Genomic DNA, 14,468 nt, shown 5'->3' on the forward strand with positions numbered 1-14,468 from the left:
AAAACATCTATCAGTTGTAATTCAAATTTTCTCATTTTTATTTTATTTAATTGTTTATATTATTTTTTAAGCAACCATTGAAGTAATTCATCTTCCGATTCAAACACAAATGCTTTTGTAAGACGTGTTTCTATACAATCTTTCACGTAATCTTTAATACTACTTTGTATCCATTTTGAGGTAATATCTCTTTCTATTAAAGGACACCCAAAAAAACCACCTTGTCCTCTACAAACATAAAATTTATTTCCATCTCCCCACTCAATACCAACAATACTACTGTTATTTATACTTGATAAATCAACAATTTTAACTTCTTCTTTTAATACTACTTCTTTCATTTTTACTTTGGTTTTAAATTATTAAATTTCACTGCTTCGCATATATATATTTATATATATATATAATTAATATTATCTTTAAACTTTTCTTTAATACCTATTAAATATTTCTTTAATAGGGTAATAGATGTTATTTTACATCGGCCATAAGTCTACACATCACATCAAACTTTAATCTACCGCTTAAAATGCGTTTAGCCTCCTTGTAACGAACGTTCTCTTCTTTTACGATACTATATAAGGCTTCATCAATTATCGTTCTTCTACGCTCATATTCTCGATTGCTTCTTTCTACGTACTCTACTATGTTAATAGATACGTTTATTCTGGTTTTTTTCTTATCTTTCATTTTTATATTATTTATGATTGTGAACTATCTTTCTAATTTTTCAAATGCTTGATTCATCCATTCAAACCACTTTCCTTCAAATGCTTCGTAGTTTTTATGTATGAGTCCAAATTTATTCCCTTCAAAACTAAAAGTACATGAATAAATTGCGTTATAGAATCTAAGCATTCTAACACATTTATCATCTTCATCCCAACACCAAACAGGTTGTCCATCGTAAAAACCAGTTTCTTTGCAAACATCAAGACGTTCCCAAACACCCTCTACACTATGTTTAGTCCAATTTTCCGAACTATAACCTAATTCAAAACAACCTCCTGCTTTTACAACCGTTCCAGTTTTAGCGTCGTCAAACCTAACAATTGCTCTTGACACCTTACCTATACAATAAATGGGGTATTTACCCTTGGTTTTTAAAGATTCAATCTCCGCACCTAATTCAGCATACTTTTTTTCTAATTCTGTTAAATTCATCTTAATTTAAAATTGTATCTATGTTAATACCATAGATTGTTAATACTTGCTCTCTTAATTCAAATAGGCTAAAACAAATTAATGTAAAGCCTCCACTTATAAACTCATAAGTGTTACATTGTTTATCGTAATGCACCATAACTATTTTAATTTATTCATATAAGCCAGTGCTAAAAATCCAGTTGCACCTAACATCATTAATACAAAAAAACCTACCAATTGTCCTATGTTATTAGATAAAAACAACATTCCAAACGCTCCAATAGTTGTCAATACCAACATTAGAAACATTACTATAACATCAATTATTTTATACATTTTCTTTATTTATTTAAGATTACAAATACTAAAATTCTACCCACAAAATACAATCCAATAACCACTGCAATAGATATTTGAAACCTAGCAGTTAACTTTTTAATTTCTTTTTTACTTTCCATTTTTATATTATTTTAAATTATTGCACCATTGCAATCGTGGTAGGTTGAGAGTCGAACTCAATAAAATACCACTATACCTACCTCCATAAGATTTTCAGGGAGTTTCGCCCTACATACCTTACAAATGAATCCATTTAGTTATATATAAAAATTCCGCACCTAAATTAATAGATACGGAATAGTTTTTATTATTGTGAATGTGCATTTTTATCCTACATTGTGGCGTTGATTAAAAACCAATCAAGTGCTATTGATTGTAAAAAATCCTACAAATTTTCCTCGCACCCTATTAAGATACTTTTGTAGCCTCTCACAAAAACATATAAAAAGAGGTTATGACGTGCAATCTAATGCACGTATCAATTAGACAAATTTTTGCCTAAATATGTTTTTATTTCAGAATTTCAAAGAAGCATTTCAAAGGCTTTCAAATTGTGCAAAACACAATCAAATACTATTGCAAAACAATAGAAAGAAAGCCAATAAAAGAAAGTTAATTTTAAGCCCTACTTTCAAAGGCTATTTTGTGGCGTATGTTAAGCGAATAACACAAGAAAGCCTTTAAACTTTTACGCCTTATTTAGAATCAATCTAAACAACTATTCAATAAGTTTTTTTAGTTGCTTTGCCTTTTCGTTTCTATCTATTTTTATATTTCCTACAATGTTTTGCACGTCTATTTTTTTAGCACCTTTTAAAATAATATCTTTTTGTAATTTCAAAAATTTACTATCTAAATAGTTTTCGGTTGCCTTTTCAGAATACGAAATAAATTCTTTGTTTATTGTTGTGCCATACTTTGCGAATCTATTTAGTAAACTATTAGAATTAGCCACAAAGAAAGCCATGTTAAAAAAACTTTTTGCTTCTATAACGTTGCCGTTGTAATCTAATTTATTCAATTCGTGCAAGTATCCAAATTTAAAAAGTTGTTTATTAACTTGATTAATTTTAACGTTTGATTTATTTAATTCGTTTGTTAAGTTTAAAAACGCCTCAAATTTTTCGGTATTTTCTTTTACGTACTTTTCAAGTGCCGTTTTACTTTGCGTATCGTTAAGCCACGACAATTTTATTTTGTCCGACTGGATAGCCTTTTCGCTTTTCTTTGCCTTTGTTTGTTCTGCTTGGAATTTTTTAGCCTCTTTTAAACTTTCGGCAATTTGCTTTTTTGTGATACTCTCGATTTTTTTAGTGTTTTGTTTTGCTTGTGTTAATAAATTTAATGTTTTCATGTTCTTAATTTTTAAAATTGTTTATATTATTTATTTATTGATATTAATTATTTATTGCTTTATTAAAAGCCTTTAAAATTACGTTAAGTGTATGCTCTAAATGTTTAGCGCAATACTCATCGCCGAAAATCGATTTTTTATTTACGTTGTATCTTTCTTTTTTATCTATAAATGAATATTCATTTATATCGCTTTCAATCGTTACAAATTGATTTTGTACCTTAATTGGTTTTATTTTTACGTAATGTGGAAAAGTACCTCCGTTGTATGTTATAGGCGTATTTTCTAAATTGTTAACAATAACAATAAGAGAATTAATGTTCTCAATCTTTTTAAGTGTAGATTTTTTTAATGTTTTCATATTGCAAATTTTTAAATTGGTTAAGGCTTGCGCCGTTATTTTGATAGGGCTATATTAACAATAAAGAATAGAACAAAAAAATTTTAGGGCTGATTTTTCGCATTTTTATTGATATTTTCTTTTTTTAACAATTTTATTAACAATAATGCAATAGAATAGTTTAATTTTTATCATATTATAACCGAAAAAAATGCAAATTTTAACAAAAAATGTTTGCTTTTATAGTATCCTAGTGTATAAGTAGACTAATAAATAGTGTAAAAATAGGCGTTTTTGTATGGTAAAAAGTACCAAAACATAAGCCAAAACGACAAAGGAAAGTATTAAAAAAAGTATAATGTAATCACTTGAATACCAAAACACAAGTTATATTTATAAAGTAAAGTGCGAAATGTGGCAAAGTTATTTTGTTTTTCTTTTTATAGTAGGTATAACGACAAACACACACACAAGCCGCAAAAAATATAGTTAACGCAAAACAATAGGACTACATTAAAAAACACATATTGTAATAGTTCTAAAAAAATCAATTGAAAAAAGATAGTAGGTAAAAAGGTAAAAAGTTGAAAATGTATTTTGAATTTTCAAAGGGTAGGGGACAATTTAGAAACGTTTTTGTTTTGAGATGGTGAACGTAGAATGGGGGTATAACCCAAAACGTATAGGTATCTAACACACAAAAAATACTCTATGATTTCATATCGCAATATCAGATATATACCTATGTGGTGTATTTATTATAATTTAGAGTTGTGTATTTATTATAATTTACAGTATATTTGTAGTGTACAAAGAGAAGATAAGATACAAAAACACTTAGTTCTTTGGTATTAAGATAGTTATAAAATTAAAAAAGGGTATAAAATGCGTGTTTCGACGCATCCCATGCGCCGTATGAGTATAAAAACGATATATATTGACACTATAAACAGAGATACTGGTGAGATAATAGAGACTAACACTAGTGTATATTCTGTTGCTGATGAGAAGTTTTTTATGATGATGCTAACTCATGATGATGGGAAGTGGATTCAAAGCTTTTCTAACGAGTTGTATGTTTTGGTATTGATTCTTAACAAGCAAGTTCAAGGAGAAATATACTGTAGTCTAACAGCAGAGGATAGAAATGAGATTCGTATGGAGAGTGGTCTTACAAAAAGCCAGGTAAACAGGATCATAAACACTTTGAAAAGAAAGAATATGATTAAGTCTCTCAGTCCAAATAGAGTATCTGTAAACCCTTCATTCTTACACTACGGAAAAACAAAAGATATTAAACACAAAAAACATATGTATGACAGAGATTATTAAAGAATATATAGAAATGAGGAATGAAAAGATGTTGAATCCTATGTGGTTTATAAAGTACGCTTTAGAAAAAACAGGGGTTAGACATCAGTATAGAGATATACATGCTTATTTGCAATTCGCGAATCACGATAGTATATTCAATAAGTTAGATAAGGAATTTAGTCTTGACACCCTACACGATAACCAAGGTCGGTTCCTAATGTGTTATCCTGCCTCCAATTAATAGCTTTTAAGACATTATCTTTTGGTTTAGATACTTCGTATCCATCACTCTCTAGATAGTCATCTAAAACATCTTCTAAGAATTCGGTTAAAACTCTATTTAACTTGAATAGGTATGTTGCATCTCCAGTTTCTTTAAAACCAAAGATCAAATAGTTTGCTTGTATTGCTATATCCATTATATTGTATTTGACTTAACAAATATATAAAATATTATACAAACGCATTATATATATATTTATATATATATTATATTATCCTTAAACTTTTCTTTAATAGGTATTAAACATTTCTTTAATAGGTATGTAACTTTTCTTTAATAGGTAAAATAAAGTCATCTTCTTTTGTTGGTTTTAATAAAAAAACACTATATTTGCCTATCAAAACACAAAAACTATGGAAATTGAATTAACTTTTGCACCGAATTACTTTCTTTTTGGACTAGATTGGTATCAAAAAGACGAAATCTACGATTTTAACGAATTAAACTTTTACTTCGCTTTTATAGAGTTGAAGTTCATGTGGTAGAAAAAACAAACGGTATTATGAATATTTTTAAATTTAATCAAATGGCAAAGACGCTAAAAAACACAGATGCTAGTGGAGCATCAAAAAACGTAAGAGATATTTCTTTTTGGGGAGATGGAGACACATTTAAGTTGATAAGTAAAGCTTCATCTGAAAAAGAAGGTTGGATGAAATCAACTAAAGCTATGCAAATAGATAGGGTTGGATGTTTAGTTCAAGTTACCACACAACAAGGTGATCATGTTGCTGAAGCATTGCAATTTATTCCTGGAGTTAGGATATACGAGGAAATTACAAATGATGGTGTTATTTATAAAAGAAGTATAGTTAAAATTTAATGAAATGATAGAAAAAGAAATACTTTACGATAAAGAAGCAAAACAAAAACTAATTGACGGAGTAAACTCTGTAGCAAATGCAGTTAAAGTTACATTAGGAGCTGCTGGTAGAAATGTAATCATCGAGGATGAGAGAGGTTTACCACATGTTACAAAAGATGGTGTTACTGTAGCTAACTCTATTAACTTATCTGATCCAGTTGAGAATCTAGGAGCTAGTATTATCAAACAAGCTTCAGACAGAAGTGCACGTAATAGTGGTGATGGTACTACTACAACTTGTGTTTTAACACAGGCTTTGATTAAGGAGTCTTTTGATGTAATCGACGAAAACACAAATATTACTCAATTCAAGAAAGGAATGGAGGATGCCTGTGTAGCAGTTGTTAAATCTTTAAAAGACCAAAGTAAGAAGGTTAGTAATAAGACTCTTAAGAGTGTGTCTAGAATATCAGCTAATAACGATACAGAATTAGGTAACATTATTGCCGAAGCTTATATTAAGGTTGGTAAGGATGGCGTTGTTACGATGGAGGAGAGTTTAAACAGTGATACTTATGTAAGTGTTATTGATGGTACAAAAATCAAGAAAGGGTATACGTCTCCATACATGGTTACAAATCCAGAGAAGCAAGAGGCTATACTAGATAATCCATTGGTGTTTATATCTGATCAAGAAGTAAGAAGTCTAGAAGATATTACTAATGTTTTAGAAGTGGCTATCAAGAATAAAAGAAGCATCTTGATTATTGCGGACGTTGAGACTGCTGTAATGAATGCTTTGAATGTTAATAAAGCAAAGGGGGTTATTAAGGTTAATGTAATAGCACCTGAGGGGATTGGTATAAAAAGATTTGAACTACTTGAAGACTTGTGTGCTTTGACAGGCGCAGTGTTAGCTTCTGATGAGACTGGTAATGATTTATCAGCAGTTGACTCAAGTTATTTAGGAGAAGCAATCAAATCAATCTCTACAACAACTGATACAGTCCTTATAGTGGACCGACCAAAACACAAGATTGATATTGACGAGAGATTGAAGAATATTAATTTGTCAATAGCAAATGCAGAGAACAGAATGAATCTGTGGCATTATAAAGATAGACTTAGTAGATTGAGTGGTGGTGTTGCTGTTGTTCACGTAGGAGCTAATAGCGAGCTTGAGATGAAAGAAAAGAAGGATAGGGTAGATGATGCTATACATGCAGTTAAAAGTGCTTTAGAAGAAGGTATTTTGCCTGGAGGAGGAATATCACTTAAGAATCTTAAGATTAAAGAATTTCCATCACTTGCAAACAATAGCTATAGAGCTGGTTGGCATTCTGTATTAAAGTCTTTATCGTATCCATTTGCTCAGATTATAGATAATTCTGGTGCTGATGCCAAAGAAGTCTCATCTAACTTAGATAGAGACAGATACTCTTTTGGATATAATGTATTGATAGAAGAATTTGGTGATATGTATAAGATGGGGGTTATAGACTCAACTAAGGTTGTTAGAAACGCAATTGAGAATGCCGTATCTGTATCAGCTACATTATTAACTACGGAAGCAACCGTAACAAACAAGAGAGCGTAATGAGAGCATTTGGAAGAACACTAGTAATATCAGAAATAAAGGAAGAGGTAAAAAATAAGCTTGGTCTTATTATTACAGAAGCAAACGATAGAGATATACGTTACAAGCTGGGAGAAGTGTTTATGGCTGGAGAAGATGTTGAAGAAATAAAAGCTGGAGACAGACTTTATTATGACAAAGTCAATGCCAGTGAGTTGAGGTTAAATGGAAATAAATATCAAATTATAAACTTGAGCGACGTAAGAGTTGTTCTTTAATAAAATGTAATATGTTCGGATTTAAAAAAGACGCTAATTATTTAGCTGAGAAAAAGAGCAAGGCTCTAGATGTATTTTACGTTGCTCAAAAGCAACTTAATGTTGTTCTAGCTGATATAGCTAATTATGGATTTGAAATAGAAGACAAAATTGAAGCTCTAGAAAAAGAAAGAAAAATTCTTGACAAAGAGTATAAGTCAACGTCAAAAATTTTAGATAAAATTGATGAGTTTTTAGGTTAGTTTGTTTAGGGGTAGTTATTCTACCCCTTTTCTTTTTTCATTCATTTTCTTAATCAACTTAGCATACATTTTATCACTAAAAGATTGACTACTTTTAAACAGAGGATTTATCTGTGAGTTCTGAGGTATGGCTTCACCTTCTAAATGTTTATACATTTTTGCACAAGCCATCTTGTATTTCTGAGTAAGAACATACATTTTTGTATCCTTAGTTCCTTCCCTCCAAACTTTTATTATCTCTCTCTCTTCAAACTTATTTAACCACTTCATTGTTGAGAAACCAAGAGTACATGCGTAACTATAGAAAGTATCTCTATTGAAAACGTTTTCATCGTAAAGAAACAAAATAAGCTCTAGTTCTGATAGATTCAGTTCGTACTTCTTTTGTATGTACATTCTAACTACTCTAAAATACTTCAAATAAGACGAAGCTTTTTCTTTAAAGAAGTAGTTCTGAGGTTTCTCTGCAAGTTTTTTTTGGATGCGAATTTGTTTGTCTTCGCCTATCCTCTTCATTTTTCTATATACCTTTCTAGCCATTATATTGAATTAAATTAGTGCAAATGTAAAATAAAAAAATATGTAACTTTGCAAAGATTTATAATTCAATAGTTATGCTCGATAAAAAGAATATGCCTTGCAACTCGCCAAAAAGAACTCCTAACGACCCTAAAAAGTCTCACGTAGTTAAGGCGTGTTATGATGGGAAGGAAAAGATAATTCATTTTGGAGAACAGGGAGCAGTAACTGCTGGTAAACCTAAAGCTGGTGAGTCTAATAAGATGAAGGCTAAAAGAGCTTCATTTAAAGCTAGACATGCTAAAAATATAGCTAAAGGAAAGTCTAGTGCGGCTTATTGGTCGGATCGCGTGAAATGGTAGGTATGGTTTATAAAAAAGAAGATGGTAGGTTTTACAAAGAATGTCCTATTTGTAGGGAAGAGCAAAGTTATTTAAGAAAAAATTATGCTGAAGAATCTTTTAAATTAGGTAAGCATTGTAAAAAATGTAGCAATAAGAATCCAGATTCTAATTGTCATAAGGGTTATTACAAAAACGTTCTTAGAAAATCTTTTGCGCATAAATATAGAACAAATGCTTTGATTAGGCGTATAGATTGGAATGTATCTTTTGACTATCTTGCAGAACTATTAATAGAGCAAGATTTTAAATGTGCATTGACTGGATGGGATATACATGCAATGGAGATTAATAGTCCAGCTTCACTAGATAGAATTGATAGCTCTATAGGTTATGTTGAAGGAAATTTACAATGGGTGAATAGTAAAGTTAATATGATGAAACAACAGTATAGTCAAGAAGATTTTATAAAAGTATGTATCGCTGTAGCTGACAGAGTGAAACAGTGATAAAGTAAAATGGTAATATCATGGTAAGAAAATCAAAAGGTCTTGGAGACTCTATAGAAAAGTTAACAAAATATACAGGTATAAAACCATTGGTTAAAAAAGTATCTCCTAGTTGCGGATGTGAAGCTAGACAAGAAAAATTAAACAACCCGAATTTATTAGTGAATAAATTATTCTATAAAAAATAAACGATATGCCATTAAAAAAAGGAACTAGCTCTAAGGTAATTAGCGCTAACATTAAAACAGAAATGAAAAGTGGTAAACCACAAAAACAAGCAGTAGCTATTGCAATGTCTAAAGCTGGTAAAAGTAAACCTGTAATTGAAAAATCTACTGGAGAAAAATATGCTTCTAAAAAAGCCATGATGAAACATGAGAAATCAGAGGGTAAAAAAGAAAGAAGTATGGAGAATGAAGGACCAATTAAAATTGTTAAAACTAAAACTAAAAAATAAAAATGGAACAGCCTAATAAAAAAAAATACATAGAACCTAAATATACTATGTTTGCTCAAGCTAATCAAGCAAAAAATACATTGATGGATTTGCCATCAAGTACTCCTGCTACTAAAAAAGATAGTATGGATTATAAACATGGATTTAATGTTGGATTAAAAGGAGGTACACTTGATAATTTTGAGAGTAATGAATTCTCAAGAAAAGGAAGATGGGAAGGTCAAAACTCAGAGCATTCATTTAAAAATAAAGATGCTGCTATTATAGCTAAAAAAATAGGTAAATAATGGGATTAGGTAGAACTGCTAAATACTATAGAGAAAATCCAGAGGCTAGAAAAAAGCATCAAAAAACTTCTAAAGAAGCAGCAGCTAAACCTGAAGCTATAAAAAAGAGAGAGGAAGCGAATAAGTTCAATAGAGATAAAGGAACTTATGGAAATGGAGATGGAATGGACGCTAGTCATTTTGGAGGTAAAGTAACTAAATTAGAAAAGGCTAAATCAAACCGAGCTAGAGGTGGAGCTTTAAAAAAATAATAAATGGCTAGAATAAGCACATATGTAACGGATCCAATTGTAACTTCAAATGACAAGTGGATTGGAACTGATTTTAGCGGAGGTATAACTAAAAACTTTACTCCTCAAAACTTAGCAGACTTTTTCAATGAGTCTGGAGTTTTGGGTGTTGTAAATCAAATAAATTTTAAATATTATAAAACATTTATTGGTGAAAGACCAGTAGGGTCTATTACTACTAACACACAAGAACCTGCTTTCTCTTCGTTAACTACTATTAAAGTTAGTGAAAAGAATAGCGGGTTGAAATATATTGTTGATGTATTAAATACTTTTATTGGTGAAACAATAATGTTATCGGATACATCAAATCCTAATAAATTCGGTATATACAAGTTAACTAATGTAGAAGAAGACTTAAGTGATTCTGGATTTTACAATTTATCATTACAGTTAAATGAGTCAAATGGTAACTTAGAAGATTCACATGTTTATGGATTAACACCAGTTGTAGATTCATTAAATATAGATAAAACATATATACATAATCAAGGGCTATCATCAAACGAATGGGAAATAACTCACGGATTAAATAAATACCCATCAATATCAATAGTTGATTCTGGATATAATGTTGTGGTAGGTGAAGTTGAGTATATTGATTTGAACAGAGTAACATTAAGATTTAGCGCTTCTTTTTCTGGTAAAGCGTATTTAAACTAAAAATAAAATATGAAACATTTAAGTAACTTAGATTTAACTGGTAATGAATTACAGAATGCTGTAATACAACCACTTGGTACTCCTCCTTCTGGAGCTAAAGAAGGGCAAATATATTTTGACTCAACACTTGGGGATAAAAAATTATATTTTTACAATGGTACTCAATGGGTTGCTATACAAGATACGAACAATTATGTAGATGAAATTGCTTTTGCATCTGGAACAGGTTTACTTACTTTAGGTAGAAATGGTGCATTATCAGATTTAACAGTTAACTTAGACGGAAGATATTTAACTGCTCACCCATCTACGAATCCAGCTACTTCAGTAGATAACTCTGGTAGAACTTATATACAAGATATAACTTTAGATTCTTTTGGTCATATTGTAGGTATTACTTCTGCAACAGAAACCGTTACAGATACAAACACAACTTACTCTATAGGTATTGGTGCTGGAGGTTCAAATTCATCTACTATTTTAATAACTGGATCTGATTCATCTACTGACTCTGTAACAATATCTGGAACATCTAATGAAATAGAAGTTACTGAAGTTGGAGACCAAATAAATATAGGATTACCAGATAATGTAAACATTGTAAATGATTTAGTTATTGGTGGTAATTTAACTGTAAGTGGAAGTGTAACAACTGTAAATACAGAGACTATATTATTAGCAGATAATATAATAACACTTAATAGTAATGCTACTGGTTCTGCTACTGAAGATGCTGGTATTGAAGTTGAAAGAGGAGATGATCCTAATCGTCAATTAAAATGGAATGAAACAACTAATAGATGGGAGATTCAAGCAAATGATGGTAATTTTTATGCTATTCAATATGGTGATGAATCTGTACAAATTATATCATCATCTGACAACTCTGTAACTATAACCAATAATTCTGGAGTTGTAGATTTATTAATTAATAATTTAAAATATTCATACGCATCAACAATTGGTAATGGTTCTTCTACAAGTTTTACTATTACACATAATTTTGGTTCTAGAGATGTTGAGGTTCAATTATTTGATTTAACTTCTTATGAAACTGTTATATCTGATGTTGTAAGAACAACTATAAATACAGTTACAGTGTCTTTTACAACAGCGCCTTCTAGTGCATCAATAAGAGTATTGATTAAAAAAATAGGATAATAAACAATCTAATATGAGTCAAAAAATAAAGACATCTGTAGAAATAGATGGTTCATTAAGTGCTTCTCAAATACCAAATGCAGCAACTGATACTGATAAATTTCTTGTATCAGATTCTGGCGTTGTTAAGTATAGAACAGGATCTCAAATTTTAACTGACTTAGGTATTTCGCCAGGTACTGCTTCTCATATAGAGCACCCAGTTAAAGCTGGAGTAGCAATAACAAAAGGACAAGCAGTATATGTAACATCAGCAGATGGAACTAATATGGTTGTTGGGTTAGCTTCTAATAGTGCTGAAGCAACCTCATCTAAAACAATGGGATTGCTTGATAATACAGTATCAGTTAATGGATTTGCTAATGTTATTACAGAAGGATTACTTGCTGGCTTAGATACATCTACAGCTATAGTTGGTGATCCAGTATGGTTAGGTACTAATGGTAATCTAATATATGGATTAGCTAATAAACCTTATGCTCCATCACACTTAGTATTTATTGGTATTGTAACAAGAGTTAATGCTAATAATGGAGAAATATTTGTTAAAGTACAAAATGGATTTGAGCTTGATGAATTACACGATGTAGATTTACATACTACTACACCTATTAATGGGCATTTACTAGGGTATAATGGAACATTATGGGTAAATAAAACTATTGCAGGTTGGTTAGGATATACACCAGCAGATGCAGCAAGAACTATCTCAACTACATCTCCTTTAAGTGGAGGGGGAGATTTAAGTGCTAACAGAACACTAAGTATTGCACAAGCAACTGCAGCAGCCTCTGGGTATTTAAGCAGTATTGATTGGAATACTTTTAACAATAAACAAAATGCTTTAGGATATACTGCTGCAAATGATGCTAATGTAGTTCATTTAACTGGAGCCGAAACTATTACTGGTACTAAATCATTTAATAGCACAACTGGTATTGGTATTCGTTCTAATAATAGTGGAAGTGGATATGGTTTTTATGGAGATAATAGCTCAACTGGTATTGGTGCTTATGTAGCAAATAGTGGTCAAGGTAAAGGATTTGTAGTTGCTAATGTTTTAAATTCATTTGGAAATCCATTTGAAAGTATTTATAATGGAGTTAGTAACTTTTCAGTTAGTTATTTAGGTAATATTTTAGGTAATTCATTTATTAAAAATGGAGGTACATCTTCTCAATTTTTAAAAGCTGATGGTTCAGTTGATTCAAATACTTATGCTTTAAATTCTGGAGTTGTTCATACTACTGGAAATGAAAGTATTAGTGGAACAAAAACATTTAATGTTTCAACTGCTATTAGTGCAATAGAAATTGCAAATACTGGAGGTCGTGCCTTAAGAATTAATAACTCTGCTGGTTCATTATACGGTTTACTTATAAATAATGATACTGGAGTAACAACTTCTCCGATTACAATTCAAAAGAATGGTGTAAATGTTTTTCTTATTAACGATGCTGGTATCGCTTCTAATTCAAATGGTATTTTAGTAAGTGGAACAGGAACAACTAACTACATACCTAAATTTACTGGAGCTAATGCTTTAGGTAATAGTTTGATTTATGATAATGGTACAAACGTAGGTATAGGGACTACGAGTCCTAACAATCTTTTAACACTAAATTCAAGCGGTGCTGCTGGAAATTCAACATCAATTGGTTTATTTAGCACTTTTAGCCAATCTACTAATAGAAATTGGTCAATTGGATTAAACTTATACGCTTACGGAGATTTTGCTATAAGAACAGGTAGCACACTAAATGGTAATCCTGATACGACAAGATTTTTAATTAACCCATCAGGCAACGTAGGTATAGGTACAACTTCACCAAGTGAGAAATTAGAAGTTCAAAGTGGTGCTGCAAGTGCAAAAATAAAAGTAAGTAATTCAGGAGGTGGATATGCAACTTTAGAATGTTCTTCAAATGCTTCTTCAGTTGCTCAATTAAGTTTTACAAATCAATTATCTTTAATTGGAGGCAACGTAGGTATAGGAACAACTGCGCCAAGCCAAAAACTTACAATAGGAGATGGAATAGGAACAGGAAATCAATATTTAAGAGTTAATAGTTCTGTTACAGATATTTATATCGGACAAAGTGGTAGTGGCTTATTTGGATTAGCAGCAAATTCAGCTGGAAATATTGGAAGTGATAGTACTTCTTATCCTTTTGCTATCGGAACTATACAAGGGCAACCATTGATTTTTGGTACTAATAATACCGAACGTATGCGTATTACTTCTGGTGGTAACTTTTTAATTGGTACTACATCAGGAACTGGAAAAATGAGAATTGATGCCGATGGTTCAGTACAAGATATTTTGCAATTAAGAACCCTTTATGCTTCAACTGGTTCAAGACTTATAAGTTTTATGAATTCTGGAGGTTCTGAAATTGGTTCTGTTATACAAAATACAGGTTCAACTGTTTCTTACAATGTCACTTCTGATTATAGATTAAAAGAAGATTTAAAACCTATTAACGGTATTGATTTAATATCTAAAATAAATATTTATGATTATAAATGGAAAGGATATAACGATAGGTCTTATGGAGTATTGG

Annotated in this window: 23 protein-coding genes; 15 read left to right on the forward strand and 8 right to left on the reverse strand. The window is 30.7% G+C overall.

What is annotated here, in order from left to right:
* Nucleotides 1–59: 59 nt before the first annotated feature.
* The 6 genes from Q0L65_RS04455 to Q0L65_RS04480 all read right to left on the reverse strand — a co-directional run bounded on the left by Q0L65_RS04455 (nt 60) and on the right by Q0L65_RS04480 (nt 3,200).
* The gene (locus Q0L65_RS04455; RefSeq protein ID WP_296683934.1) at nt 60–341 is read right to left on the reverse strand and encodes a hypothetical protein; all 282 of its coding nucleotides are present in this window, start codon (nt 339–341) and stop codon (nt 60–62) included.
* Nucleotides 342–471: 130 nt separating this feature from the next.
* Nucleotides 472–690: a hypothetical protein gene (locus Q0L65_RS04460; RefSeq protein ID WP_296683936.1), complete on the reverse strand. Its 219-nt coding sequence runs from the start codon at nt 688–690 to the stop codon at nt 472–474.
* A 24-nt stretch (nt 691–714) separates the two neighbouring features.
* Nucleotides 715–1,164 carry a hypothetical protein gene (locus Q0L65_RS04465; RefSeq protein ID WP_296683940.1) on the reverse strand — a complete coding sequence of 150 codons (450 nt, stop codon included), beginning with the start codon at nt 1,162–1,164 and terminating at the stop codon, nt 715–717.
* Nucleotides 1,165–1,305: 141 nt separating this feature from the next.
* Complete coding sequence (locus tag Q0L65_RS04470; RefSeq protein ID WP_296683942.1) at nt 1,306–1,482, reverse strand: hypothetical protein; 177 nt, start codon at nt 1,480–1,482, stop codon at nt 1,306–1,308.
* A gap of 721 nt (nt 1,483–2,203) precedes the next feature.
* The gene (locus Q0L65_RS04475) at nt 2,204–2,839 is read right to left on the reverse strand and encodes a hypothetical protein (RefSeq protein ID WP_296683944.1); all 636 of its coding nucleotides are present in this window, start codon (nt 2,837–2,839) and stop codon (nt 2,204–2,206) included.
* Between the two features lie 43 nt (nt 2,840–2,882).
* Nucleotides 2,883–3,200, reverse strand: a complete 318-nt coding sequence (locus Q0L65_RS04480; protein WP_296683946.1) for a hypothetical protein — start codon at nt 3,198–3,200, stop codon at nt 2,883–2,885.
* 864 nt (nt 3,201–4,064) lie between these two features.
* On the opposite strand from Q0L65_RS04480, the gene Q0L65_RS04485 reads away from it, so the two are divergent.
* On the forward strand, nt 4,065–4,511 hold the full coding sequence (locus Q0L65_RS04485; RefSeq protein ID WP_296683948.1) for a hypothetical protein: 447 nt from the start codon (nt 4,065–4,067) through the stop codon (nt 4,509–4,511).
* A gap of 158 nt (nt 4,512–4,669) precedes the next feature.
* Here Q0L65_RS04485 and Q0L65_RS04490 read toward each other — a convergent pair whose 3' ends face one another.
* A complete protein-coding gene (locus tag Q0L65_RS04490; RefSeq protein ID WP_296683953.1) occupies nt 4,670–4,912 on the reverse strand; it encodes a hypothetical protein in 243 nt (80 codons plus the stop codon).
* A gap of 217 nt (nt 4,913–5,129) precedes the next feature.
* Here Q0L65_RS04490 and Q0L65_RS04495 point away from each other — a divergent pair, with 217 nt between their 5' ends.
* The 5 genes from Q0L65_RS04495 to Q0L65_RS04515 are packed head-to-tail and all read left to right on the forward strand — an operon-like array spanning nt 5,130 to nt 7,677.
* Nucleotides 5,130–5,261, forward strand: coding sequence for a hypothetical protein (locus Q0L65_RS04495; protein WP_296683955.1), 132 nt, complete (start codon nt 5,130–5,132; stop codon nt 5,259–5,261).
* Between the two features lie 41 nt (nt 5,262–5,302).
* Nucleotides 5,303–5,599 (forward strand): hypothetical protein, encoded by a 297-nt coding sequence (locus Q0L65_RS04500; protein WP_296683957.1) that lies wholly within the window; start codon nt 5,303–5,305, stop codon nt 5,597–5,599.
* A 4-nt stretch (nt 5,600–5,603) separates the two neighbouring features.
* A complete protein-coding gene (groEL, locus tag Q0L65_RS04505) occupies nt 5,604–7,178 on the forward strand; it encodes a chaperonin GroEL (protein ID WP_296683959.1) in 1,575 nt (524 codons plus the stop codon).
* A complete protein-coding gene (locus tag Q0L65_RS04510; protein ID WP_296683961.1) occupies nt 7,178–7,435 on the forward strand; it encodes a hypothetical protein in 258 nt (85 codons plus the stop codon). The genes groEL and Q0L65_RS04510 overlap by 1 nt, the downstream gene beginning before the upstream one ends.
* 11 nt (nt 7,436–7,446) lie before the next feature.
* Nucleotides 7,447–7,677: a hypothetical protein gene (locus tag Q0L65_RS04515; RefSeq protein WP_296683964.1), complete on the forward strand. Its 231-nt coding sequence runs from the start codon at nt 7,447–7,449 to the stop codon at nt 7,675–7,677.
* A 15-nt stretch (nt 7,678–7,692) separates the two neighbouring features.
* Here Q0L65_RS04515 and Q0L65_RS04520 read toward each other — a convergent pair whose 3' ends face one another.
* Nucleotides 7,693–8,217 (reverse strand): hypothetical protein, encoded by a 525-nt coding sequence (locus Q0L65_RS04520; protein ID WP_296683968.1) that lies wholly within the window; start codon nt 8,215–8,217, stop codon nt 7,693–7,695.
* Between the two features lie 74 nt (nt 8,218–8,291).
* On the opposite strand from Q0L65_RS04520, the gene Q0L65_RS04525 reads away from it, so the two are divergent.
* From Q0L65_RS04525 to Q0L65_RS04565, 9 genes are all read left to right on the forward strand, one after another.
* Entirely contained in the window at nt 8,292–8,558 is a 267-nt protein-coding gene (locus Q0L65_RS04525) for a hypothetical protein (RefSeq protein WP_296683971.1), read from the forward strand.
* 2 nt (nt 8,559–8,560) lie between these two features.
* Nucleotides 8,561–9,046: a hypothetical protein gene (locus Q0L65_RS04530; RefSeq protein WP_296683973.1), complete on the forward strand. Its 486-nt coding sequence runs from the start codon at nt 8,561–8,563 to the stop codon at nt 9,044–9,046.
* Between the two features lie 20 nt (nt 9,047–9,066).
* Nucleotides 9,067–9,234: a hypothetical protein gene (locus Q0L65_RS04535; RefSeq protein ID WP_296683975.1), complete on the forward strand. Its 168-nt coding sequence runs from the start codon at nt 9,067–9,069 to the stop codon at nt 9,232–9,234.
* Nucleotides 9,235–9,239: 5 nt separating this feature from the next.
* Nucleotides 9,240–9,503, forward strand: coding sequence for a hypothetical protein (locus Q0L65_RS04540; protein WP_296683977.1), 264 nt, complete (start codon nt 9,240–9,242; stop codon nt 9,501–9,503).
* A gap of 2 nt (nt 9,504–9,505) precedes the next feature.
* Nucleotides 9,506–9,790, forward strand: coding sequence for a hypothetical protein (locus Q0L65_RS04545; RefSeq protein WP_296683979.1), 285 nt, complete (start codon nt 9,506–9,508; stop codon nt 9,788–9,790).
* Nucleotides 9,790–10,041, forward strand: a complete 252-nt coding sequence (locus Q0L65_RS04550) for a hypothetical protein (RefSeq protein ID WP_296683981.1) — start codon at nt 9,790–9,792, stop codon at nt 10,039–10,041. Before Q0L65_RS04545 ends, Q0L65_RS04550 begins: the two co-directional genes overlap by 1 nt.
* 3 nt (nt 10,042–10,044) lie before the next feature.
* Nucleotides 10,045–10,743 (forward strand): hypothetical protein, encoded by a 699-nt coding sequence (locus Q0L65_RS04555; RefSeq protein WP_296683983.1) that lies wholly within the window; start codon nt 10,045–10,047, stop codon nt 10,741–10,743.
* 9 nt (nt 10,744–10,752) lie between these two features.
* Nucleotides 10,753–11,904, forward strand: coding sequence for a hypothetical protein (locus Q0L65_RS04560; protein WP_296683984.1), 1,152 nt, complete (start codon nt 10,753–10,755; stop codon nt 11,902–11,904).
* 13 nt (nt 11,905–11,917) lie between these two features.
* A partial coding sequence (locus Q0L65_RS04565; RefSeq protein WP_296683986.1) for a tail fiber domain-containing protein occupies nt 11,918–14,468 on the forward strand: 2,551 nt, incomplete at its 3' end.

This window comes from Flavobacterium sp. (assembly GCF_024642105.1).
Classification (GTDB): Bacteria; Bacteroidota; Bacteroidia; order Flavobacteriales; family Flavobacteriaceae; genus Flavobacterium.

Excerpts from the sequence above, each read along its gene's own strand:
- Q0L65_RS04455 (WP_296683934.1), bottom strand. The coding sequence starts at position 341 with ATGAAAGAAGTAGTATTAAAAGAAGAAGTTAAAATTGTTGATTTATCA.
- Q0L65_RS04460 (WP_296683936.1), bottom strand. The coding sequence starts at position 690 with ATGAAAGATAAGAAAAAAACCAGAATAAACGTATCTATTAACATAGTA.
- Q0L65_RS04465 (WP_296683940.1), bottom strand. The coding sequence starts at position 1,164 with ATGAATTTAACAGAATTAGAAAAAAAGTATGCTGAATTAGGTGCGGAG.
- Q0L65_RS04470 (WP_296683942.1), bottom strand. The coding sequence starts at position 1,482 with ATGTATAAAATAATTGATGTTATAGTAATGTTTCTAATGTTGGTATTG.
- Q0L65_RS04475 (WP_296683944.1), bottom strand. The coding sequence starts at position 2,839 with ATGAAAACATTAAATTTATTAACACAAGCAAAACAAAACACTAAAAAA.
- Q0L65_RS04480 (WP_296683946.1), bottom strand. The coding sequence starts at position 3,200 with ATGAAAACATTAAAAAAATCTACACTTAAAAAGATTGAGAACATTAAT.
- Q0L65_RS04485 (WP_296683948.1), top strand. The coding sequence starts at position 4,065 with ATGCGTGTTTCGACGCATCCCATGCGCCGTATGAGTATAAAAACGATA.
- Q0L65_RS04490 (WP_296683953.1), bottom strand. The coding sequence starts at position 4,912 with ATGGATATAGCAATACAAGCAAACTATTTGATCTTTGGTTTTAAAGAA.
- Q0L65_RS04495 (WP_296683955.1), top strand. The coding sequence starts at position 5,130 with ATGGAAATTGAATTAACTTTTGCACCGAATTACTTTCTTTTTGGACTA.
- Q0L65_RS04500 (WP_296683957.1), top strand. The coding sequence starts at position 5,303 with ATGGCAAAGACGCTAAAAAACACAGATGCTAGTGGAGCATCAAAAAAC.
- groEL (WP_296683959.1), top strand. The coding sequence starts at position 5,604 with ATGATAGAAAAAGAAATACTTTACGATAAAGAAGCAAAACAAAAACTA.
- Q0L65_RS04510 (WP_296683961.1), top strand. The coding sequence starts at position 7,178 with ATGAGAGCATTTGGAAGAACACTAGTAATATCAGAAATAAAGGAAGAG.
- Q0L65_RS04515 (WP_296683964.1), top strand. The coding sequence starts at position 7,447 with ATGTTCGGATTTAAAAAAGACGCTAATTATTTAGCTGAGAAAAAGAGC.
- Q0L65_RS04520 (WP_296683968.1), bottom strand. The coding sequence starts at position 8,217 with ATGGCTAGAAAGGTATATAGAAAAATGAAGAGGATAGGCGAAGACAAA.
- Q0L65_RS04525 (WP_296683971.1), top strand. The coding sequence starts at position 8,292 with ATGCTCGATAAAAAGAATATGCCTTGCAACTCGCCAAAAAGAACTCCT.
- Q0L65_RS04530 (WP_296683973.1), top strand. The coding sequence starts at position 8,561 with ATGGTTTATAAAAAAGAAGATGGTAGGTTTTACAAAGAATGTCCTATT.
- Q0L65_RS04535 (WP_296683975.1), top strand. The coding sequence starts at position 9,067 with ATGGTAAGAAAATCAAAAGGTCTTGGAGACTCTATAGAAAAGTTAACA.
- Q0L65_RS04540 (WP_296683977.1), top strand. The coding sequence starts at position 9,240 with ATGCCATTAAAAAAAGGAACTAGCTCTAAGGTAATTAGCGCTAACATT.
- Q0L65_RS04545 (WP_296683979.1), top strand. The coding sequence starts at position 9,506 with ATGGAACAGCCTAATAAAAAAAAATACATAGAACCTAAATATACTATG.
- Q0L65_RS04550 (WP_296683981.1), top strand. The coding sequence starts at position 9,790 with ATGGGATTAGGTAGAACTGCTAAATACTATAGAGAAAATCCAGAGGCT.
- Q0L65_RS04555 (WP_296683983.1), top strand. The coding sequence starts at position 10,045 with ATGGCTAGAATAAGCACATATGTAACGGATCCAATTGTAACTTCAAAT.
- Q0L65_RS04560 (WP_296683984.1), top strand. The coding sequence starts at position 10,753 with ATGAAACATTTAAGTAACTTAGATTTAACTGGTAATGAATTACAGAAT.